17 protein-coding genes are annotated in these 21,510 nt (G+C 54.3%); 4 read left to right on the forward strand and 13 right to left on the reverse strand.

From position 1 onward, the window contains the following. Positions 1-2: 2 nt before the first annotated feature. Positions 3-779 (reverse strand): tRNA uridine 5-oxyacetic acid(34) methyltransferase CmoM, encoded by a 777-nt coding sequence (gene cmoM, locus ACG1VR_RS15660; RefSeq protein ID WP_016535632.1) that lies wholly within the window; start codon positions 777-779, stop codon positions 3-5. Positions 780-911: 132 nt separating this feature from the next. Between cmoM and elyC the strand changes: the two genes are divergently transcribed. After that, positions 912-1,688: an envelope biogenesis factor ElyC gene (elyC, locus tag ACG1VR_RS15665; RefSeq protein ID WP_395489274.1), complete on the forward strand. Its 777-nt coding sequence runs from the start codon at positions 912-914 to the stop codon at positions 1,686-1,688. Here elyC and ACG1VR_RS15670 read toward each other — a convergent pair. The 12 genes from ACG1VR_RS15670 to serC form a co-directional block, all read right to left on the reverse strand. Further along, the gene (locus ACG1VR_RS15670) at positions 1,668-2,561 is read right to left on the reverse strand and encodes a YcbJ family phosphotransferase (RefSeq protein ID WP_016535630.1); all 894 of its coding nucleotides are present in this window, start codon (positions 2,559-2,561) and stop codon (positions 1,668-1,670) included. The genes elyC and ACG1VR_RS15670 overlap by 21 nt on opposite strands. A 134-nt stretch (positions 2,562-2,695) precedes the next feature. Further along, positions 2,696-3,442, reverse strand: a complete 747-nt coding sequence (gene kdsB / locus ACG1VR_RS15675) for a 3-deoxy-manno-octulosonate cytidylyltransferase (RefSeq protein ID WP_395489275.1) — start codon at positions 3,440-3,442, stop codon at positions 2,696-2,698. Further along, positions 3,439-3,621: a protein YcaR gene (gene ycaR / locus ACG1VR_RS15680; RefSeq protein ID WP_016535628.1), complete on the reverse strand. Its 183-nt coding sequence runs from the start codon at positions 3,619-3,621 to the stop codon at positions 3,439-3,441. Before ycaR ends, kdsB begins: the two co-directional genes overlap by 4 nt. 48 nt (positions 3,622-3,669) lie before the next feature. Continuing rightward, a complete protein-coding gene (locus ACG1VR_RS15685) occupies positions 3,670-4,902 on the reverse strand; it encodes a winged helix-turn-helix domain-containing protein (protein ID WP_395489276.1) in 1,233 nt (410 codons plus the stop codon). A 43-nt stretch (positions 4,903-4,945) separates the two neighbouring features. Beyond that, positions 4,946-5,929 (reverse strand): tetraacyldisaccharide 4'-kinase, encoded by a 984-nt coding sequence (gene lpxK, locus ACG1VR_RS15690; protein ID WP_395489277.1) that lies wholly within the window; start codon positions 5,927-5,929, stop codon positions 4,946-4,948. After that, the gene (gene msbA, locus ACG1VR_RS15695; RefSeq protein ID WP_039898042.1) at positions 5,926-7,674 is read right to left on the reverse strand and encodes a lipid A ABC transporter ATP-binding protein/permease MsbA; all 1,749 of its coding nucleotides are present in this window, start codon (positions 7,672-7,674) and stop codon (positions 5,926-5,928) included. The genes lpxK and msbA overlap by 4 nt, the downstream gene beginning before the upstream one ends. Positions 7,675-7,711: 37 nt before the next feature. Further along, on the reverse strand, positions 7,712-9,979 hold the full coding sequence (locus ACG1VR_RS15700; RefSeq protein ID WP_395489278.1) for a ComEC family protein: 2,268 nt from the start codon (positions 9,977-9,979) through the stop codon (positions 7,712-7,714). Between the two features lie 201 nt (positions 9,980-10,180). Beyond that, positions 10,181-10,465, reverse strand: a complete 285-nt coding sequence (gene ihfB / locus ACG1VR_RS15705; RefSeq protein ID WP_172567938.1) for an integration host factor subunit beta — start codon at positions 10,463-10,465, stop codon at positions 10,181-10,183. A gap of 117 nt (positions 10,466-10,582) precedes the next feature. Further along, positions 10,583-12,256: a 30S ribosomal protein S1 gene (gene rpsA / locus ACG1VR_RS15710; protein ID WP_016535621.1), complete on the reverse strand. Its 1,674-nt coding sequence runs from the start codon at positions 12,254-12,256 to the stop codon at positions 10,583-10,585. A gap of 118 nt (positions 12,257-12,374) precedes the next feature. Then, positions 12,375-13,058: a (d)CMP kinase gene (gene cmk / locus ACG1VR_RS15715; protein ID WP_395489279.1), complete on the reverse strand. Its 684-nt coding sequence runs from the start codon at positions 13,056-13,058 to the stop codon at positions 12,375-12,377. Positions 13,059-13,250: 192 nt separating this feature from the next. Continuing rightward, positions 13,251-14,534 carry a 3-phosphoshikimate 1-carboxyvinyltransferase gene (aroA, locus tag ACG1VR_RS15720; RefSeq protein ID WP_172570299.1) on the reverse strand — a complete coding sequence of 428 codons (1,284 nt, stop codon included), beginning with the start codon at positions 14,532-14,534 and terminating at the stop codon, positions 13,251-13,253. A gap of 77 nt (positions 14,535-14,611) precedes the next feature. After that, positions 14,612-15,697, reverse strand: a complete 1,086-nt coding sequence (gene serC / locus ACG1VR_RS15725) for a 3-phosphoserine/phosphohydroxythreonine transaminase (protein ID WP_016535618.1) — start codon at positions 15,695-15,697, stop codon at positions 14,612-14,614. 307 nt (positions 15,698-16,004) lie between these two features. Between serC and ycaO the strand changes: the two genes are divergently transcribed. From ycaO to pflB, 3 genes are all read left to right on the forward strand, one after another. Continuing rightward, positions 16,005-17,768 carry a 30S ribosomal protein S12 methylthiotransferase accessory factor YcaO gene (gene ycaO, locus ACG1VR_RS15730; RefSeq protein ID WP_016535616.1) on the forward strand — a complete coding sequence of 588 codons (1,764 nt, stop codon included), beginning with the start codon at positions 16,005-16,007 and terminating at the stop codon, positions 17,766-17,768. Between the two features lie 401 nt (positions 17,769-18,169). Continuing rightward, entirely contained in the window at positions 18,170-19,027 is an 858-nt protein-coding gene (gene focA / locus ACG1VR_RS15735) for a formate transporter FocA (protein WP_039898041.1), read from the forward strand. A gap of 51 nt (positions 19,028-19,078) precedes the next feature. Then, the gene (gene pflB, locus ACG1VR_RS15740; protein WP_016535614.1) at positions 19,079-21,361 is read left to right on the forward strand and encodes a formate C-acetyltransferase; all 2,283 of its coding nucleotides are present in this window, start codon (positions 19,079-19,081) and stop codon (positions 21,359-21,361) included. Positions 21,362-21,510 lie beyond the last annotated feature (149 nt).

Genomic DNA, 21,510 nt, shown 5'->3' on the forward strand with positions numbered 1-21,510 from the left:
ATTTATCCTTGGCTCTGCGGCTTAAACGCGGTTACGTGAATATAGCGGCCGAGACTGATAAACGGCTCCTGCCGGCAATAACGCGTCTCCAGCGTCAGCAAATCGTCAAAACCATCTCGTTGTTTGTTTTTGTCTCGCAGGTAGTCATGGAACACCCGCACGCCGGTTTTACCGGTAATTTGCCAGCCAATTTGCTCCAGCCAGTGGTAAACCTGTTCTGGCTGCAGCGGATTGTCGGGCGAAAGGGTTTTACGCTTATTTTTCTTCATGCCCTGCAGCACATATTCAAAGTTACCCACGAACATGTTTCGCATCAGCAGGCCGTTTGCATTGTAGAACATTAGCGACAAAGTGCCGCCCGGGCGCAAACAGTCCCAAAGCGCTTTTAACGCGGCCTGGGGATCGGTTACCCATTCCAGCACCGCATGAAACAATATCAGATCAACCGGGCTTTCCAAATGTTGGGCGATGTCCTGAGCGGAGGATTGTACAAAATGCATGTTGTCGCTCACACCTTTCTCCTGAGCGAGCATTTTTGCACGTTCAATCATTCCGGCGGAGACATCGCAAAGCAGCACCTGGTGGCCTAATTCAGCAAACCGGGTTGCCGTCTGGCCTTCCCCGCCGCCCGCGTCGAGCACCCGCAGTTTTTCAGGCTGGGTTGCCAGAAAAGCCTCTAAGTCCTGCCACAAAATCTCCTGCCGCAACTGGCCTTTTGTTGTGCCATAGATATTGTGCGAGAACTTCTCGGCAATATCGTCAAAATTGCGGTCACCCATGGGTACAGCTCCGTGGCAAAAGAGGTCGTCTGACAAAACCGCTATTTTGGCACAGCCGGGGCGAGAATGAACCCATCTGGTGTAATATCACAGGCGTTTCGCTGCCGGATGGTTAAAAAGGACCCGAATTTCATGCTTTTTATACTGAAAAAATTCATCGGCGGGCTGCTGTTGCCCCTGCCTTTCCTGCTGCTTGCCATGGGCCTTGCCCTTGCGCTGCTGTGGTTTACCCGCTGGCAGAGAACCGCAAAGGGCTTACTCACGGCGAGCTGGCTGGTTCTGTTCCTGATTAGCCTGCAACCCGTTGCGGACTGGATGCTTAAGCCGCTGGAAGATACCTACTCCACGCGCCAGCAGGGCGATAATGTTAAATACATCGTAGTGCTGGGCGGCGGCTATACGTGGAATCCGCAATGGGCACCCAGCTCCAACCTTATCAACAACAGTTTACCGCGCCTGACGGAAGCGATTCGCCTGAAAAATCTGAATCCTGGGGCAAAGCTTATCTTCACCGGGGCCAGAGCGATGACCAATAACGTCAGTACGGCGGAAGTTGGGGCACGAGTCGCAGAAAGTCTGGGAATTTCACGAGATGAGATAATCACCCTGGACTCGCCAAAAGATACGGAAGAAGAGGCACAGGCGGTTGCGCAGCTGATTGGCCAGCAGCCGTTTATCCTGGTGACCTCGGCCTCCCACCTGCCGCGCGCGATGACCTTCTTTACCCGCGCAGGGCTGCACCCGCTTCCCGCTCCGGCTAACCAGCTGGCGATAACCTCCCCGCTTAATCCGTGGGAGAGAATTATCCCGTCCCCGGTCTGGCTGTTGCACAGTGACCGGGTGGGTTATGAAACGTTGGGGCGCGCCTGGCAGTGGCTGAAAGGCTCCTCAGGAGAGCCAGGGGAGTAGTTCCTTCGAGGCTTTATCAAACGCAGGCCGGTTAAGACGGCCGGTCTGCAACAGCTGAGCAATTTCATCCCACAACACGTACAGCCAGCGCCGCCAGAGGAAAGACTCCGCCACCGGGGCACGCTGTAAATAGCGCCACAGCAGGCTCTCCGACTGGCCCGGTTCTGAAAGCCGGAACAGCTCGTACTCCCGGGGCGCCCACAGCATCATGCCGGGGTTAACCATCGCCAGCAGCTGGTCGCTGCGTGAGTCCTTGAGCATGCTTCTGAGGGAAAAATTGCCGTGGATGAGCACGCAGTTATCGTTAAAGTTTTCAAACATGCGCGGCAGGCACTCGCGGGTGCGGAACAGAATGCGCCTGTCCTGCATTGTCAGCCCGGTATTTTGGTATTGATTGAGCGTGCTCCACAGAACCTCAACCCGCTGGCGATACCAGTGCGGCCAGATGTTTTCCTGGGTGCTGTCAACGTTGCCGACGCAGCCTCCGCTGTCTACCCGGTGCCAGGAAAGCAGCCCCTCGACTATCTGATCTTTAAGCTGCTCCCAGCGGTTGGGCGTGCGCGTCGGCGCTTCACCCGGCACCCCGCGCAGCCGCTCCATTAGCAGAACATCCGGCCCGGGAATGTCGTCGTGAGTGATAACCCCGTAAACCACCGGCATCCTCACCGTACCCGAGCGCGCGAGCAGCGACATTTTCCACGCCAGCTGGGCGGCCAGCCCGGGCGAGGTAAAGCTTTTTGCCAGCAGCGGCATAGCGTGACCTTCGCTGTCATACAGCGACCACAGCGACGTTTCCGTATGTTCGCTGATGCACTCAATGCGGCTGAGTTTCTCACCCAGCAGGTGACTTAGCTCCTTACGCAGCAATTCCATACCGATTTCCCCTGGTAATACTGTTGATTTAATAATGAGCGCAGCAGGGGAAGTTGTCACCACTTCAGATCAATCTGGATTCAGAAAAAGAAAAACCGGCGCAAAGGGCCGGTTTGTTTGCACAGAAGGAAGGCTTAGCGCATCGCGAGGCGGACGCGCTCCAGATCTTCCGGCGTATCAACGCCAATACTCGGGATAGCCTTAGCGACGGCAACGTGGATTTTTTCCCCGTTCCACAGCACCCGCAGCTGCTCCAGCATTTCGATCTGCTCAAGCTGGCTTGGCTCCCAGCTAACATAGCGGCGGATAAAACCGGCGCGGTAGCCGTAAATGCCGATATGGCGCAGGAAGGTATCGCCAATCTGTTCGCGGGACTTAGCAAAACGCTCGCGATCCCACGGAATGGTTGCGCGTGAGAAATAGAGCGCGTAGCCCTGAGCGTCCATCACCACTTTCACGGCGTTGGGATTAAAGGCTTCTTCCGCTGAGTCAATCGGCACAGCAAGCGTCGCCATTCCGGCCTGGCTGTTAGCAACGTTGTTAGCCACCTGCTGGATAATGACCGGCGGGATCATCGGCTCATCGCCCTGCACATTAACGATAACCGTCTCATCGCTAAAACCGCATTTTTCAATCACTTCAGCCAGGCGTTCGGTGCCGGACTGATGGTCGGGGCTGGTCAGGCAAACTTCGCCTCCGGCGGCTTCAACCACGCTTGCAACCTCAGGGTGATCGGTAGCGACGATGATACGCTCGGCACCGGACTCACGCGCCCTGTCCAGCACGTGGAGGATCATCGCTTTACCGTTGATATCTTTCAGAGGTTTACCCGGCAGGCGCGTGGAGGCATAGCGTGCGGGAATAATAGCCACAAAACTCATGGATTGGTCTCGTCCGAATTCAGGGTACGCGCTTCGGTTTCCAGCAGAACCGGGATGCCGTCGCGCAGCGGGAACGCCAGGCCATCGGGCTTACAGATAAGCTCTTGCTTTTCCTGGTTATAATAGAGCTTGCCGTTACAAACCGGGCAGGCAATGATTTCAAGTAAACGACTTTCCATAATTACTCCAGATGAGTGCCATCGACGGCACCAGAATAGCATAAATGACTAGCCCGCCGGGGCCATTTCCCAGCCCGGCCCCCATGTTTCTCTTAGCGCTTCCGGCAACATGCCAAAGGAGATATTCGTTGCCGACTGCCAAAGGGCGAACTCATTCAACGCGCCCCGTAACCCTTCTACCAACGAGCGGGTCACTTTGACACTCTCCTCCAGGTAAAGGCTTATCACTTCCAGCTCTCCCTGCTTGCGGTGCATTTTGGCGTCCATTCGGCCAACCAGAGCCCCATTGTGCAGCAGCGGCAGAACGAAGTAGCCGTAGCGGCGTTTTTCAGCGGGCGTGTAGCACTCGAGCCGGTAGGAGAAATCAAACAGCGCTTCCGCCCTTCTGCGATCCCAGACTACGGGATCAAAAGGCGACAGCACGGCGCTGTGGGTAGCTTTTAGCTGGTTTTGCTGAGCTTTATCCAGCAGCGGCAACAGCGAGTGATGCAGCAGCATTTCGCCCAGTTTCTCGACTTCAACCCGGATGACGCTGCCGGAAGAAATCCAGTTCTCAAGTAGCGGTTTTAACGCGAGGTTTTTCAGGCGGTAGTAGTCCGCCAGCCATTCGGGGCGAAACACGCCGAGGCTGCGGGCGCTGTTCTCCAGCATTTTCAGCTCGGCCTGCTGCTGGTCAATAAGATGGACGGCGTCGTCCCAGTGCGGCATCACCCGGTGAGTCAAATCATACACACGCTGGAAATTACGCCGCTCGGTAACCATAACCTTCCCGGCGGTAAACAGGCCTTCGAGGTGTTTTTTCTGCGGCTTCCACTCCCACCAGCCGCTGGCTCCCTTGCGGGGATGTTCAAAGTCGGCAGAGCGCACCGGGCCGTTTTGCTCGATAAACGCCAGCAGCTGCTTTATATCCTCTGCATGTTCCGCCATCCACTCAGGGCGGTATTTCCAGCCCATATTTTCCGGGCTGAGCATGCGGTGGCGGATCAGGGAAAAATCCTGCTTTGGCAGGAAGCAGGCTTCATGCGCCCAATACTCAATCAGCTCGCCGTTCGCAAGCGCGTTATCCAGCCAGCTTTGCTCAAAACGGCCAAGGCGGCTGAACAGGACCAGGTAAGGGCTGCGGGCAACAATATTGATGGTATCAATTTGCAGAAGCGACATGCGGGATACCGCCTCGCTAATGTCCGAAGGACGAGCGCGGCGGCGAGGTTTTTGTAAAAGCCCCTGAGCGGCAAGGTGCAGACTCCGGGCTGCGCGGAGTGAAAGATGCGGAACGGTCATGGCACACCTGTTATCAACGAACACAAAACCGGTGCCGGTAACGCTACCGCACCAGAGCCAGTAACTCCCTGAGTAAAGCATCGGCCAACGGCGAAGTTAGCTGCGCATCTACCGGCAAATACCACCAGTCGGGATGCCCCTGCACAAAAGCGCGGCATTTAACCGCATCTTTCTCCGTCATCAACACCGTTTGTCCGGGTGCCGCGATGTTGAGCATATCCTGTTCGGTAATGGCTTGGTGGTCGGCAAGCGCAACGGTTTTAACCGGCTTCACGCCACACTGTTCGAGCGTGGCAAAAAAGCGCGGAGGATGCCCGATACCGGCCATAGCAACCACGTTGCTCAACGCATTTACCGGGCGACGCTCGCCGGTCAGAATATTAATGGCCAGCCCCGGCTCCAGGCGCATGGCTATTTCCCCGGACTGCGCCACGCCGCCGTTAACAATTACCGCATCCACGCTGCGTAGACGCCCTGCCCTCTCACGCATCGGCCCGGCGGGTAACCACCAGCCGTTGCCAAAGCGGCGAGCGCCGTCAATCACCACAATTTCTTTATCGCGGACCAGAGCGTAATGCTGCAACCCGTCATCGGTAATAATAATTTGCGGGTCTGATGACTGAATAAGCGCTTTAACGGCCTCGCTGCGTTTTGGCGCTACCGCTACCGGCGCACCGGTACGCTGAAAAATCAGCACCGGCTCATCGCCTGCTTCAGAGGGAGTCGTTTGAGAGTCAAGCAGCAGAGGGTAAGCGGCAGCCTTGCCGCCGTAGCCGCGGGAAACTACGCCGACGCGAATCCCGCGCCGCTGTAGCTGCTCAACCAGCCAGATAACGACCGGCGTTTTCCCGTTGCCACCTGCGGTCAAATTGCCTACCACAACGACGGGAACCGGAGCACGCCAGGCTTTGCGCAGGCCAAGGCGATAAGAGAGGCGGATTATGCCGCTCACCAGGCCATACAGCCAGGAAAGCGGCAATAGCAGCAGGTAGAGCGGAGATTTACCCGACCAGATGCGCTCTATCATTCGCCAAATTGCATCTTATGAAGCTGGGCATACACGCCGCGGTGAGCCAGCAGCTCCTGGTGCGGCCCGCGCTCAACGATGCGGCCATCTTCCACTACCACGATTTCGTCAGCCTGCTCAATGGTTGACAGTCGGTGGGCGATAACCAGCGAGGTACGGTTTTTTTGCAGCTCATCAAGCGCCGCCTGAATAGCACGCTCTGACTCGGTATCAAGCGCCGAGGTGGCCTCATCGAGGATCAGAATCGGGCTATCACGCAGCAGCGCACGAGCAATCGCAATACGCTGGCGCTGGCCGCCTGAAAGCAGCACGCCGTTTTCACCGATCATGGTATCAAGCCCGTTCTCCATCTTGCTGATGAAGTCCATGGCATAGGCCATACGCGCGGCCTTTTCGATATCCTCACGCGAATACTGCTCGGTGCGGGCATAAGCGATGTTATTGGCGATGGTATCGTTGAACAAATGCACATTCTGAGAAACCAGAGCAACCTGGTTACGCAGCGAAGCAAGGGTATATTCACGAATATCCAGGCCATCAATCAGAACCTCACCCTCTTCCTGCTCGTAGAAACGAGTGATCAGACTGGCGATGGTTGATTTACCGGAGCCGGAGCGGCCTACCAGGGCAACGGTTTTACCTGCCGGGATGGTCAGGTTGATATTGCGCAGGGCAGGAACATCGCGCCCCGGATAGGTAAAGGTAACATTGCGGAATTCAACGTCGCCTTTAGAGCGCTCGATAACCTGTTTGCCGTTGTCTTTTTCCTGTTCAGAATCGAGGATGGAGAACAGCGTCTGGCAGGCGGCCATACCGCGCTGGAACTGGGCGTTAACGTTGGTCAGTGATTTCAACGGGCGCATCAGCGCAATCATCGACGAGAAGACGACGGTAATAGTCCCGGCGGTGAGGGTCTCCATTACGCTCGGGAAGCTTGCGGCATAAAGCACGAAGGCCAAAGCGAAAGAGGCAATCAGCTGAATGATCGGGTCAGAAATAGAAGACGCAGAAACCAGCTTCATCCCCTGGTTACGCATGCGGTTGCTAACCTTGTCGAAACGGCTGGTTTCCACCTGCTGGCCGCCGAAGATCAACACTTCTTTATGGCCCTTCAGCATCTGCTCGGCGCTGGTTGTTACCTGCCCCATGGTGTTCTGCATGTTTTTGCTGATATTACGAAAACGCTTGGACACGAAGCGAATAGCAAACGAAACGATAGGCGCCAGTACGATCAAAATAACCGACAGCTGCCAGCTGTACCAAAACATCAGCACAAACAGACCGATAATCGAGGCACCTTCGCGCACTACGGTAATCAGCGCGCTGGAAGATGAAGAAGCAACCTGCTCAGAATCGTAGGTAATACGTGAAAGCAACGTACCCGTCGACTGCTGGTCGAAGAAAGCGACCGGCATGCCCATCATGTGGCTGAACAAGCGGCGACGCATATTCATCACCACCATTCCCGAAACCCATGAAATGCAGTAGCTGGAGACATAGCTTGTGATACCGCGCAGCAGCATCAGGGCGATAACGGCCAGCGGCATCCACAGCAGCACCGATGAGTCCGTTTTGCCGAAACCATCATCCAGCAGCGGTTTCAGCAGCGAAAGCATATAGGTGTCGCTCGCAGCATTAAGGATTAACGCTATCCCAGCCACAATCAGACCCGTTCTAAATGGGGTTATCATCGGCCAGAGCCGGCGGAAAGTCTGCCACGTGGAGAGATCTTTATCGTTCTGCATTAAGTCGAACCAGCCTTTTATGAAATAGCCGCATATTCTACCCATTATCGCGGGTGACGCCAAACCACTGATGATACCAACGGGGCAATATTTGCTCTCTGAAGCCAGAGATTTGCCATTTATCACTGTTTATTGTGATTGTCAGCTGCCCCGACAGCGCCGTGTCGTACCAGCGGTAACCATATTTGTGGTAGCGTTCAATAATATTCAGGGAAGGTAAGCGCCATGCGTTATAACGCGATGTGGAAGCCAGCGCCACGCTGCCGGATACCGCCCGCAGCAGCGGCCCGCTTGAAGATGTGCGGCTCCCGTGATGAGGAACCTGAATAATATCTGCTTTTAATTCCTGCCACCGCTTCCTTAGCATAGCCAGTTCAGCCCCGGCTTCCAGATCTCCGGTAAGCAAGAGTCTGAATTTTCCATCGCTCACCATCACCACGCAGGAGCGATTATTGCCCGTGTTCTGAGTGTCCTGCGGCGGCCACAAAGCGCTAAATTGCAGCCCCTGCCAGCGCCATTGCTGGCCACGAAAACAGGGTTGATGCCCTTTATCCGGCAGCGGGCTTCGGACTTTCAGACCGGGCCACTCCTCCTCTAAGCTGCCAAGTCCGCCGATGTGGTCCAGATGCTCATGGCTAATGATCGCGTTTTCGGGTTCAAGATTGTGCCATTTCAGCCACGGAATTATCACTTGCCTTGCCGCATCGCCACCGGGCCACGCATTGCCCGTATCATACAGCAAGGCCTTCCCTTCTTTTTCAATAACCACGGCAAGCCCGTGCCCGACATCCAGCATATGTATCGCCCAGCCTTCAGGAATAGGTTTACGCCAGAAAGGAGATGACATGCACAGCAGAATAGCGATGACAGCCGCGGGAGAGCTGCGCCAAAGGCAAAATCGCCAGATAACAATCCCCCACCAGGCAAAAAACGCCAGCCAGATAAAGCGCCGGTCCAGCGCCACCCAACCGGCGGGAAGGCCCGCAAGTAGAGCAAACACCACGGCCAGAGATTTATCGGCCAGATACCATAGCGCCGCACCGGCCCCCGGCAGCGAGACCATAGCCATGCCAAACAATATTAGCGGCACGCTGATAAACGTAATTGCCGGGACCGCAAACAGGTTTGCAACCAGTGAGGTAAAGCTCACGCCATGAAACAGTAGAAGCTGAAGCGGCACCAGCAGAAGAGTTACGCCAAGCTGAAGATAGAGCAGATCGATTAGCGGCTTCAAATATCGGGGCAAATTCAGGCGCGGCTGCGGCACCCACTGATACCAGAATATCAGCCCACCTACCGCCAGCGCCGATAGCCAAAGGCTGTCCGCAAGGATAGCCAGCGGTTCGCAGAAAACGATGCCCGCTGCACAGCAAAGCAATACGTGCCACGATGGCCACTGGCGGCCGCTCAGCCGGAGTGCCGCCCAGACGCCCATCCCCACCATGGTGCGAACGGCCGGCGGGCTCATGCCCGAAAGCCACGTATAGAACAACGCCACGCCAAAACTCGCCAGCAGCGGCAGGCGATAGCCAATCCAGGACGCCGGCAGGCTAAACTGGAATACCCTGGCAAACAACCAGCCAATGCCTCCCGCAAGCGCTATATGTAACCCGGATATCGCCATAAGATGGGCGGTGCCGGTATCACGCATAATTTTTTTTACTTCGCCGCTCACATCTATCCGTTCCCCAAAGCCGAGTGCGATTATCACACCTTGCCAGGGTAGGTGCTGCGTGGCCGCTTTTGCCCTGCGAAGCCATTCGCCACGTAAATTACAGCTTTCTGATAGCAGCGTAGCGCTCAGAACCCGGCCAGTGAACGGGAGAAGCTGTGAAAGCGCGTAGCGCTGGCCGTCAAATATGCCTTCGTTTAGCTGCCCGTGAACCGGGCGAAGCCGTAGCTTCATCTGCCATACCTGCCCCTCGCATACCGGCTGCGCAAAGACGCTATTTTTGAGCGCCACGCCGGGAGCAGGAAACAGATAACGTCCGTTGACTCTCACTATGCGTAATTCATGGCGGCGCTCGCCGTCGCTGCGGGTTATTTTTACCTGCGCTGAAACCGGCTGTTGCCCTAACTCATCAAACATATCCAGCGTTTGTCGGGCGGCCAGCAGGCTCCAGCTCAGCATCAGCACAAACAAAGCCAGATAACGAGCAAAGCGATAACGGCCAAAACAGCCGCAGAGTAGCAGTGCCGCTACGGGCAGCAGCAGAATAGAGTACGTCGCCGGGATAACCGGGAGCCAAAGCAGCGGCAATGAAGCCAATATAACAACGCAGGCAACCGCCGGAATTGAAAACATGCACACCTCCTTGTCAGGAGCAGTGTGCGCTGAGCGGGTATCAGTATCAGAAGGTTAGCGGGGAAATGAGCGCGGAGTAATGCATTAAGCGGCTAAGCCAGCAACATTACATCTCCCGCAGGGAGCTGGTTCGCAAACCCGTTGGTAAAGCCAAAAAAAAGGCACCTCGGGCGAGGTGCCTTTTTCGTCAATTCCGAAGAATTAACCATAAATATTGGCGCGGTCACGTAGCTCTTTACCTGGTTTAAAGTGCGGAACGTATTTACCTTCCAGATCCACTTTATCGCCGGTTTTTGGATTACGTCCGGTGCGAGGAGCGCGATAGTGTAAGGAGAAACTGCCGAAACCCCGGATTTCAATACGTTCACCCTGGGCGAGCGTAGAGGCCATATGCTCCAGCATCTCTTTAACCGCATCTTCCACCGCTTTCGCCGGGACATGGGATTGCTGGGTTGCAAGTCTTTCTATCAATTCTGACTTGGTCATGTGATTCCTCCGGTTTCCATTCAGGAAAATTAGCTTACAGCTCTCAATCGAACAAGGGCGGCCGAAGCCGCCCTGATTTTATACCCCAGCAACAGCCAGGATACAACGCTCGGACGATTACTCGCCTTTAGCTGCTTTGAATGCTTCAGCCATTGCGTTAGAGAAGTTGCTTTCTTCCTGTTTGTTGTTAACAGTAGCGATTGCATCTTTCTCGTCAGCTTCGTCTTTAGCACGAACAGACAGGCTTACAACACGGTTTTTACGATCAACGCCGGTGAACTTAGCTTCAACATCGTCGCCAACGCTCAGAACCAGAGTTGCATCTTCAACGCGGTCACGGGAAGCTTCAGAAGCACGCAGGTAGCCTTCAACGCCGTCTGCCAATTCAACTGTAGCACCTTTCGCGTCAACTGCCGTTACTTTACCAGTAACGATAGTGCCTTTCTTGTTCAGCGCAACGTAGTTGTTGAACGGATCTTCTGCCAGCTGCTTAACGCCCAGGGAGATACGCTCACGCTCTGCGTCAACCTGCAGAACAACTGCAGCGATTTCGTCGCCTTTTTTGTATTCACGAACTGCTTCTTCGCCTGCAACGTTCCAGGAGATGTCAGACAGGTGAACCAGGCCGTCGATGCCGCCGTCCAGGCCGATGAAGATACCGAAGTCAGTGATAGACTTGATTTTACCTTCAACGCGATCGCCTTTGTTGTGGGTCTCAGCGAACTGCTGCCATGGGTTGTTTTTGCACTGCTTCAGACCCAGGGAGATACGACGACGTTCTTCGTCGATATCCAGAACCATAACTTCCACTACATCACCAACGTTAACAACTTTGGATGGGTGGATGTTTTTGTTGGTCCAATCCATTTCGGATACGTGAACCAGGCCTTCAACGCCTTCTTCGATTTCAACGAAGCAGCCGTAGTCGGTCAGGTTGGTCACGCGGCCAGTCAGTTTGGTACCTTCTGGATAACGCTTAGCGATAGCTACCCATGGATCTTCGCCCAGCTGTTTCAGGCCGAGGGATACACGAGTACGTTCGCGGTCGAACTTCAGCACTTTAACAGTGATTTCGTCGCCAACATTCACGATTTCGCTTGGATGCTTAACGCGTTTCCATGCCATATCGGTGATGTGCAGCAGGCCGTCAACGCCGCCCAGATCAACGAATGCGCCGTAGTCAGTGAGGTTCTTAACGATACCTTTAACTTCCATGCCTTCTTGCAGGTTTTCAAGCAGCTGATCGCGCTCTGCGCTGTTCTCAGACTCGATAACCGCACGGCGAGAAACAACAACGTTGTTGCGTTTCTGATCAAGCTTGATAACTTTGAACTCAAGCTCTTTGCCTTCGAGGTGCAGGGTGTCGCGAACTGGACGAACGTCTACCAGAGAACCTGGCAGGAACGCACGAATACCGTTCAGCTCAACAGTGAAGCCACCTTTAACTTTGCCGTTGATAACACCAACCACAGTTTCAGCTTCTTCGTAAGCTTTTTCCAGCGTGATCCAAGCTTCGTGACGTTTAGCTTTTTCACGGGACAGCAGGGTTTCACCGAAGCCGTCTTCCACTGCATCCAGAGCAACGTCAACTTCGTCACCAACCTGGATTTCCAGCTCGCCCTGGGCGTTCTTGAACTGCTCTGCCGGAATGGCGGACTCAGATTTCAGACCGGCGTCAACCAGTACTACGTCTTTGTCGATAGCAACAACAACACCACGAACGATGGAACCCGGACGGGTTTCGATTGTTTTCAGGGATTCTTCAAATAGTTGAGCAAAAGATTCAGTCATATTGATAATCTTCAGGATTCTTCAATTTAACGTCCATCTGACTTCATGTCGGATGGGGTTGTTTCACATGCCTGCTCACAATCCATTGCAGCAGGTACATCGGAATAGGGTCGCTATCTCAAGCGAGCGCCAGCTTTTCGCGGGCGTATTGTAGCGCTTTTTCAATCACTTGCTCAATACTCATACTGGTTGAGTCCAGCACTAAAGCATCGGCAGCGGGTACCAGCGGCGCTACAGGCCGATTCCGGTCGCGATCGTCGCGTTCTTTGATCTCGGCCAAAAGGCGCTCAAAGTTAACACTAAAGCCCTTCCCCTGCAACTGTAGCATACGTCTGTGGGCGCGCTCTTCTGAGGAAGCATCGAGGAAAATTTTCACCGGGGCATCGGGGAAAACGACGGTGCCCATATCGCGACCGTCGGCGATAAGGCCCGGCGCCTCGCGAAATGCTCGCTGGCGGCGCAGCAGCGCTTCACGTACCCGAGGGAAAGCGGCGACCTGCGATGCGGCGTTGGCCACTTCCTGAGTACGGATTTCGCCGCTCACATCTTCCCCTTCGAGGATAACTTCGAGGTTACCTTCCGTAGAGACAAAACGGACGTCCAGATGCGCGGCAAGCGGCACCAGCGCGTCTTCAGAGGCGACATCAACATGGTGATGCAGCGCAGCGAGCGCAAGTACGCGATAAATCGCACCAGAGTCCAGCAGATGCCACTGCAGCGCTTCGGCCATGGCCTTGCAGAGCGTGCCTTTACCGGCGCCGCTTGGGCCATCAATCGTTATTACCGGGGCGGGTGCCGTCATCGTTTTCTCCTCATTCGCTGGATTCGCGGTTGATAAACGCCGCGCATTATACGCCGCAACGGCCAGGACTGTTATCTTTCCGGGGAAATATCGTCTGGAATCAGGCTGAGTGTAGAAGAATTGCGCAACGACGGTTGTAAGGAATCGTAGGGGAATAAAAAAACCGCATCATATGATGCGGTTAGAGTGACCTCAGGCCAGGGTGCTGATGCGGGCGAGCTGGTCGAAATAGTCCGGGAAGGTTTTTGCGGTGCAGCCCGGGTCAAGAATGGTCACCGGCGTATCGGACAGCGCCACCAGCGAGAAGCACATTGCCATTCGGTGATCGTTGTAGGTGCCAATTTCGGCAAACTGCAGCTTTGCAGGCGGCGTGACGGTGATGTAATCCTCGCCCTCTTCCACCTCGGCACCAACTTTACGCAGCTCGGTCGCCATCGCGCTCAGGCGGTCGGTCTCTTTTACGCGCCAGTTGTAGATGTTACGCATCGTAGTGGTGCCTTTGGCGAACAGCGCGGCGGTTGCGATAGTCATCGCCGCATCCGGGATATGGTTCATGTCCATATCGATAGCGTTCAATTCCCCACGCTCACAGCTGATGAAATCATCGCCCCAGGTCACTTTCGCGCCCATTTTCTCCAGCACGTCGGCGAAGCGAATATCGCCCTGAACGCTGTTGCGGCCAATCCCGGTCACTTTCACCGTACCGCCTTTAATCGCCCCGGCGGCGAGGAAGTAAGAGGCAGAAGAGGCATCGCCTTCCACCAGATAGGCCCCCGGAGACTGGTACTGCTGCGCGCCACGAATAATAAAGCTGCGGTAGTCGCGGTTTTCCACCTCAACGCCGAAGGTTTTCATTAAATGAAGGGTGATATCGATATAGGGTTTGGAAACCAGCTCGCCTTTGATGGTGATTTCGGTGTCATTTGCCGCCAGCGGCGCGGTCATCAGCAGCGCGGTCAGGAACTGGCTGGAAACGCTGCCGTCCACTTCAACCTTGCCGCCGCTGAAGCCGCCGCGCAGGCGCAGAGGCGGGTAGTTTTCCTGCTCCAGATAATCAATCTGCGCCCCGCCCTGGCGCAGAGCGTCAACCAGGTGACCAATCGGGCGCTCTTTCATGCGCGGCTCGCCGGTGAGCACAATGTTGTTGCTCCCGAGGCACAACGCGGCCGCCAGCGGGCGCATAGCCGTTCCGGCATTGCCTAAAAACAGTTCAAGCTCGCCCTTCGCATGCAGCGGCCCGGCCACGCCGGTGACTTCACAACGAGTACGATCCGCAGAAAGCGTATAGCTTACGCCCAGCGCTTTCAGGGCATTAAGCATATGGCGGACATCATCGCTATCCAGCAGGTTGCTCAGAACCGTGGTGCCTTTCGCCAGCGCGGCAAGCAGCAGCGCACGGTTAGACACGCTTTTGGAGCCGGGCAGATTGATGGTGCCGTCGACCAGCGCGATGGGTTGTAACGTCAGGGATTCCAGCATGGGGAAAATACTCTCAACTCAAACAGAATAAAAACCCCGCAGGCAAGCTGCGGGGCAAAGTGCTATGGCAACAATTAACCGTGACGGCGCTCGAAGTCCACCATAAAGTCGGTCAGCGCTTTCACGCCGTCGAGCGGCATCGCGTTATAGATGGAGGCACGCATGCCGCCCACTACGCGGTGGCCTTTCAGGGAGTGCAGGCCTGCGGCAAATGACTCTTCGAGGAACACTTTATCCAGCGCGCTATCCGCCAGCTGGAATGGAATGTTCATGCGGGAGCGGTTAGAGGCCGCCACGTCATTGCGGTAGAAATCGCTGTTATCAATCACGCCGTACAGCAGCTCGGCTTTCGCCTGATTGATACGGTCCATGGCCGCAACGCCGCCCTGCTCTTTGAGCCACTTAAAGACCAGGCCAGCAAGATACCATGCGAAGGTCGGCGGCGTGTTGAACATCGAATCGTTATCGTTAAGGACGGTGTAGTCCAGAATCGATGGGCAAGCTTTGTGTGCTTTGCCCAGTAAATCTTCACGCACCACAACCAGCGTAAGGCCAGCCGGGCCGATGTTTTTCTGCGCACCGGCATAAATCACGCCAAAGCGGCTAACGTCCAGAGGACGAGAAAGAATGGTGGAAGAGAAGTCCGCCGCCACTACGGTATCGCCAAAGTCAGGCGTTTCATCAATTGAGATGCCGTCGATGGTTTCGTTCGGGCAGTAATGCAGGAAAGCGCTGTTGTCGGAAACCTGCCATTCGCTCATCGGTTTGATGGCACGTTTGCCATCGACGGTAATTTTCACGTCGTGGGCAATTGGCTGGCAGTATTTCTTCGCTTCTTTAATCGCGCTGTTAGCCCAGTAGCCGCCGTCGATATAGTCAGCGCTGGTTTTATCGCCGAGGATATTCAGCGGCACGCCAGCAAACTGACCGCGGCCGCCGCCGTGGCAGAATAAAACTTTATAGTTGGAGGGGATTTGCAGCAGATCGCGAAAATCTTTTTCTGCCTCTTCGGCAACCTGAATAAACTCTTTACCACGGTGGCTAATTTCCATTACGGAAGTGCCAAGCCCGTGCCAGTCGCACAGTTCCTGTTGTGCACGACGAAGAACCTCAGCCGGTAGCATCGCCGGACCAGAACTAAAATTGTATACCTGTGTCATTTCCCCTCACCACGCCTCGAGCAATAAGTTTTTATTACATTATCGGTTTTATCATTCAGCGGCGCAGTGTTGCAACGGTTAATCCGGTGCCGGGGGCTAATGTGCGCAAAATCACACAACACAATCTTCCGGCGGCAGAAAAAATTGCCCGATATCCGGCGGTCAGGCCAAAAAACTCTAAGCTCACCGGGTTACAGCAATGCCGCAGAGCCTGTTATGCTAGCGTCGCCTGCACCGGGCGGATGATAGCGTCCCTCCGGTAAAACCCGTATCATTGCGCGTTTTGCGTACCATTAAAGTGAACCCCATGACCCAGACTTTTATCCCCGGCAAAGATGCCGCCCTGGAAGACTCCATCGCTCGCTTCCAGACCAAGCTGACCGACCTCGGCTTTAATATCGAAGAAGCCTCCTGGCTTAACCCGGTGCCGAACGTGTGGTCGGTGCATATTCGCGATAAAGACAGCGCGCTTTGCTTCACCAATGGCAAGGGCGCAACAAAAAAAGCGGCGCTGGCTTCCGCGTTGGGTGAATATTTTGAACGTCTGTCCACTAACTACTTCTTTGCCGACTTCTGGCTGGGCGACACTATCGCGAATGGCCCGTTTGTTCATTATCCAAATGAGAAGTGGTTCCCAATCCCGGAAGATGAACAATTGCCGGAAGGGATCCTCGATGCCCGCCTGCGCGCCTTCTACGATCCGGAAAACGAATTAACCGCCGGGATGCTTATTGATCTACAGTCAGGAAACGAAGAGCGCGGTATCTGCGCCCTGCCGTTTACCCGTCAGTCCGACCAGCAGACCGTTTATATTCCGATGAACATCATCGGCAACCTGTACGTTTCTAACGGCATGTCCGCCGGGAACACCGCCAACGAAGCGCGCGTTCAGGGCCTGTCCGAAGTGTTCGAACGCCATATTAAAAACCGCATTATTGCCGAGAGCATCAGCCTGCCGGAGATCCCGCAGGAAGTGCTGGCTCGCTACCCTGGCGTAGTTGAGTCGATTAAAACGCTCGAAGCGGAAGGTTTCCCAATCTTCGCCTACGACGGTTCTCTGGGCGGCAAATATCCGGTTATCTGCGTGGTGCTGTTCAACCCGGCGAACGGCACCTGCTTCGCCTCGTTTGGCGCACACCCGGACTTCGGCGTCGCGCTTGAGCGTACCGTAACCGAGCTGCTGCAGGGCCGTGGTCTGAAAGACCTGGACGTTTTCACCCCGCCAACCTTCGACGACGAAGAAGTGGCCGAGCACGCTAACCTGGAAACTCACTTCATCGACTCCAGCGGCCTGATCTCCTGGGATATGTTCAAGCAGGATGCCGATTATCCGTTTGCCGACTGGAGCTTCTCCGGCACCACGGAAGAAGAGTTCGCCACCCTGATGGCTATCTTTAAATCAGAAGACCAGGAAGTGTATATCGCTGACTACGAGCATCTGGACGTGTACGCCTGCCGTATTATCGTTCCGGGCATGTCCGACATCTACCCTGCGGACGACCTGCTGCTGGCCAACAACAGCATGGGCAGCCACCTGCGCGAAACGATCCTGGCGCTGCCGGACAGCGAGTGGGAACAGCAGGATTACCTGGACCTTATCTCCCAGCTTGATGACGAAGGCCATGACGACTTCACCCGCGTACGCGAGCTGCTGGGCCTGGCGACCGGGAAAGATAACGGCTGGTACACGCTGCGCATCGGCGAGCTGAAAGCGATGCTGGCGCTGGCGGGCGGCGACCTGGAGCAGGCGCTTATCTGGACCGAATGGACCATGGAGTTTAACGCTTCGCTGTTCAGCCCGGCGCGCGCCAACTACTACCGCTGCCTGCAAACCCTGCTGCTGCTGTCTCAGGAAGAAGAGCGCGAGCCGCTGCAATACCTGAACGCTTTCGTACGCATGTACGGTGCGGACGCGGTAGACGCGGCAAGCGCGGCGCTGAGCGGAGAAGCAGCCTTCTACGGCCTCCAGCCGGTGGATAAAGACCTGAAAGCCTTCCCGGCTCACCAGGCCTTGCTGGCCGCTTACGAAAAATTGCAGCGTGCCAAAGCCAAATATTGGCAGGTAAAGTGATTTATTAACAACTTAGGGGTGCGAACCGCACCGGGTCTGAGCTATATTACGGGGCGCTTTTTGGCCCCGTTTTTATTATTGCAACAATAATAATTTATTATGTAATTTTTTGGTTAATTTCGGGTAAATCATTATTTGCCGACAGAGAAAATAATGTTGCTTAAATATTGAAATACTCCATTTTAATTAACCGATTTCAGAAGGAGTTGTGGCTAAATTCAATTTTATCTATAAACATTAAAATTTATTTTTTCAGGGATAATCAAATAGTTATGCTGAAAATCTGGTATAGACCTGCTTTTTCAGTGCCTATTAGCTTGGCGAGATATGATCCACATCAAATTTTACTCTATAATGCTTTGTTAGTATCTCCTCGCCGAATTAAATAAGAGAGAGTTAGTGTGAAAGCTGACAACCCTTTTGATCTAGTGCTTCCACCAGCGATGGCAAAAATTGCCGAAGACGCTGGCGTTTATAAAGCAACAAAACAACCGCTAACGACCTTTTACTTAGCGATTACTGCAGGCGTCTTCATTTCGATTGCCTTCGTGTTCTACATTACCGCCACAACCGGCACTTCCACTATCCCGTTTGGGATTGCCAAACTGATTGGCGGCACCTGTTTCTCGCTGGGCTTGATTCTTTGCGTTATCTGCGGTGCTGACCTGTTTACTTCTACCGTCCTGATAGTCGTTGCCAAAGCCAGCGGCAGAATCACCTGGTGCCAGCTACTGCGTAACTGGGTCAACGTCTATATTGGTAACCTTATCGGCGCGCTGCTGTTTGTCCTGCTGATTTGGCTGTCCGGAATGTATATGACGGCTAACGGCGCATGGGGGCTGAACGTCCTGCAAACCGCCGACCATAAAATGCACCACACGTTTGTCGAAGCGGTCTGCCTCGGCATTCTCGCAAACCTGATGGTTTGTCTGGCGGTTTGGATGAGCTACTCCGGCCGCAGTCTGATGGACAAAATGTTTGCTATGATCCTTCCGGTTGCCATGTTTGTTGCCAGCGGCTTTGAGCACAGTATCGCAAACATGTTTATGATCCCGATGGGTATCGTAGTACGCAATTTTGCCAGCCCGGAATTCTGGACCGCAGTAGGGTCTTCTCCGGAAAGTTTCTCGCATCTGACCGTGTTGAACTTCATCACCGATAATCTGATTCCGGTTACCATCGGAAACATCATCGGCGGGGGTTTACTGGTTGGGTTGACATACTGGGTAATTTATCTGCGCGGTGGCGATAAGCACTAAGCTTAGCCAACACGTAGGATTAAGAACTCCACATTAGAAGGTAGGTGTTACATGTCCGAGCTTAATGAAAAGTTAGCCACAGCCTGGGAAGGTTTTGCTAAAGGCGACTGGCAGAATGAAGTCAACGTACGTGACTTTATTCAGAAAAACTACACCCCGTACGAGGGTGATGAGTCCTTCCTGGCAGGTGCTACCGACGCAACTACCAAACTGTGGGACAGCGTGATGGAAGGCGTCAAACTGGAAAACCGCACTCATGCGCCAGTTGATTTTGACACCGACCTTGCTTCTACCATCACTTCTCATGATGCTGGTTACATCAACAAGTCCCTCGAAACCATCGTGGGCCTGCAGACTGATGCTCCTCTGAAACGTGCAATTATTCCGTTCGGCGGCATCAAAATGGTTGAAGGTTCTTGCAAAGTGTACGGTCGTGAACTCGACCCAATGCTGAAAAAAATCTTCACCGAATACCGTAAGACTCACAACCAGGGCGTGTTTGACGTTTACACCAAAGACATCCTGAACTGCCGTAAATCCGGCGTCATCACTGGTCTGCCAGATGCGTATGGCCGTGGCCGTATCATCGGTGACTACCGTCGCGTAGCGCTGTACGGTATTGACTACCTGATGAAAGACAAGTTCGCTCAGTTCAACTCACTGCAGACCAAACTGGAAAACGGTGAAGACCTGGAAGCGACTATCCGTCTGCGTGAAGAGATTTCCGAACAGCACCGTGCGCTGGGTCAGATCAAAGAAATGGCTGCTAAATATGGCTGCGATATCTCTGGTCCTGCTACCAACGCTCAGGAAGCTATTCAGTGGACTTACTTCGGCTACCTGGCCGCGGTTAAATCTCAGAACGGCGCTGCAATGTCCTTCGGCCGCGTATCCACCTTCCTGGATGCTTACATCGAACGCGACATCAAAGCAGGCAAAATCAACGAGCAAGACGCTCAGGAAATGATTGACCACCTGGTCATGAAACTGCGTATGGTTCGCTTCCTGCGTACCCCAGAATACGATGAGCTGTTCTCCGGTGACCCAATCTGGGCAACCGAATCTATCGGCGGTATGGGCGTTGACGGCCGTACTCTGGTGACTAAAAACAGCTTCCGCTTCCTGAACACCCTGTACACCATGGGGCCGTCTCCGGAGCCGAACATCACCATTCTGTGGTCTGAAAAACTGCCACTGAACTTCAAAAAATACGCGGCTAAAGTCTCCATCGACACCTCTTCTCTGCAATATGAGAATGATGACCTGATGCGTCCTGACTTCAACAACGACGACTACGCGATTGCTTGCTGCGTAAGCCCAATGATTGTTGGTAAGCAAATGCAGTTCTTCGGTGCTCGTGCAAACCTGGCGAAAACCATGCTGTACGCTATCAACGGCGGCGTTGATGAAAAACTGAAAATGCAGGTTGGCCCTAAAGAAGCGCCAATCACTGCTGAAGTGCTGGACTACGACAACGTTCTGGATCGTCTGGACCACTTCATGGACTGGCTGGCTAAGCAGTACGTGACCGCGCTGAACATCATCCATTACATGCATGACAAGTACAGCTACGAAGCGTCTCTGATGGCTCTGCACGACCGTGACGTTGTTCGCACCATGGCTTGCGGTATCGCCGGTCTGTCCGTTGCCGCTGACTCCCTGTCTGCAATCAAATACGCCAAAGTTAAACCGATTCGCGACGAAGATGGCCTGGCTATCGACTTCGAAATCGAAGGCGAATACCCGCAGTTCGGTAACAACGACCCGCGTGTTGATGACATCGCCGTTGACCTGGTAGAACGTTTCATGAAGAAAATTCAGAAACTGAATACCTACCGTGGCGCTATCGCGACTCAGTCCGTTCTGACCATCACCTCTAACGTGGTTTATGGTAAGAAAACCGGTAACACTCCAGACGGTCGCCGCGCAGGTACTCCATTCGGTCCAGGCGCTAACCCAATGCACGGCCGTGACCAGAAAGGTGCTGTTGCCTCTCTGACCTCCGTTGCAAAACTGCCGTTTGCCTACGCTAAAGATGGTATCTCTTACACCTTCTCTATCGTGCCGAACGCTCTGGGTAAAGACGACGACGTGCGTAAAACCAACCTTGCAGGCCTGATGGATGGTTACTTCCACCACGAAGCGAACATCGAAGGTGGTCAGCACCTGAACGTGAACGTGATGAACCGTGAAATGCTGCTGGACGCCATGGAAAACCCTGAGAAATACCCTCAGCTGACCATCCGCGTATCCGGTTATGCAGTACGTTTTAACTCCCTGACTAAAGAACAGCAGCAGGACGTTATTACCCGTACCTTCACTCAGTCCATCTAATTCCCTGTTAGACTGAAGAAGCGTAATATATAAAGGCTCCACACCCGTGGGGCCTTTTTACTAACCTCTCTGCTATCAGCCTGCTTTGCCAGCTATCTATACTCTGGGTAACTGCCAAAACAGACTTAACACAGCCGGCTTGAGCTGTG

Origin of the sequence: Cedecea davisae (assembly GCF_044095835.1) — a bacterium.
Classification (GTDB): Bacteria; Pseudomonadota; Gammaproteobacteria; order Enterobacterales; family Enterobacteriaceae; genus Cedecea; species Cedecea davisae.

Excerpts from the sequence above, each read along its gene's own strand:
- cmoM (WP_016535632.1), bottom strand. The coding sequence starts at position 779 with ATGGGTGACCGCAATTTTGACGATATTGCCGAGAAGTTCTCGCACAAT.
- elyC (WP_395489274.1), top strand. The coding sequence starts at position 912 with ATGCTTTTTATACTGAAAAAATTCATCGGCGGGCTGCTGTTGCCCCTG.
- ACG1VR_RS15670 (WP_016535630.1), bottom strand. The coding sequence starts at position 2,561 with ATGGAATTGCTGCGTAAGGAGCTAAGTCACCTGCTGGGTGAGAAACTC.
- kdsB (WP_395489275.1), bottom strand. The coding sequence starts at position 3,442 with ATGAGTTTTGTGGCTATTATTCCCGCACGCTATGCCTCCACGCGCCTG.
- ycaR (WP_016535628.1), bottom strand. The coding sequence starts at position 3,621 with ATGGAAAGTCGTTTACTTGAAATCATTGCCTGCCCGGTTTGTAACGGC.
- ACG1VR_RS15685 (WP_395489276.1), bottom strand. The coding sequence starts at position 4,902 with ATGACCGTTCCGCATCTTTCACTCCGCGCAGCCCGGAGTCTGCACCTT.
- lpxK (WP_395489277.1), bottom strand. The coding sequence starts at position 5,929 with ATGATAGAGCGCATCTGGTCGGGTAAATCTCCGCTCTACCTGCTGCTA.
- msbA (WP_039898042.1), bottom strand. The coding sequence starts at position 7,674 with ATGCAGAACGATAAAGATCTCTCCACGTGGCAGACTTTCCGCCGGCTC.
- ACG1VR_RS15700 (WP_395489278.1), bottom strand. The coding sequence starts at position 9,979 with ATGTTTTCAATTCCGGCGGTTGCCTGCGTTGTTATATTGGCTTCATTG.
- ihfB (WP_172567938.1), bottom strand. The coding sequence starts at position 10,465 with ATGACCAAGTCAGAATTGATAGAAAGACTTGCAACCCAGCAATCCCAT.
- rpsA (WP_016535621.1), bottom strand. The coding sequence starts at position 12,256 with ATGACTGAATCTTTTGCTCAACTATTTGAAGAATCCCTGAAAACAATC.
- cmk (WP_395489279.1), bottom strand. The coding sequence starts at position 13,058 with ATGACGGCACCCGCCCCGGTAATAACGATTGATGGCCCAAGCGGCGCC.
- serC (WP_016535618.1), bottom strand. The coding sequence starts at position 15,697 with ATGACACAGGTATACAATTTTAGTTCTGGTCCGGCGATGCTACCGGCT.
- ycaO (WP_016535616.1), top strand. The coding sequence starts at position 16,005 with ATGACCCAGACTTTTATCCCCGGCAAAGATGCCGCCCTGGAAGACTCC.
- pflB (WP_016535614.1), top strand. The coding sequence starts at position 19,079 with ATGTCCGAGCTTAATGAAAAGTTAGCCACAGCCTGGGAAGGTTTTGCT.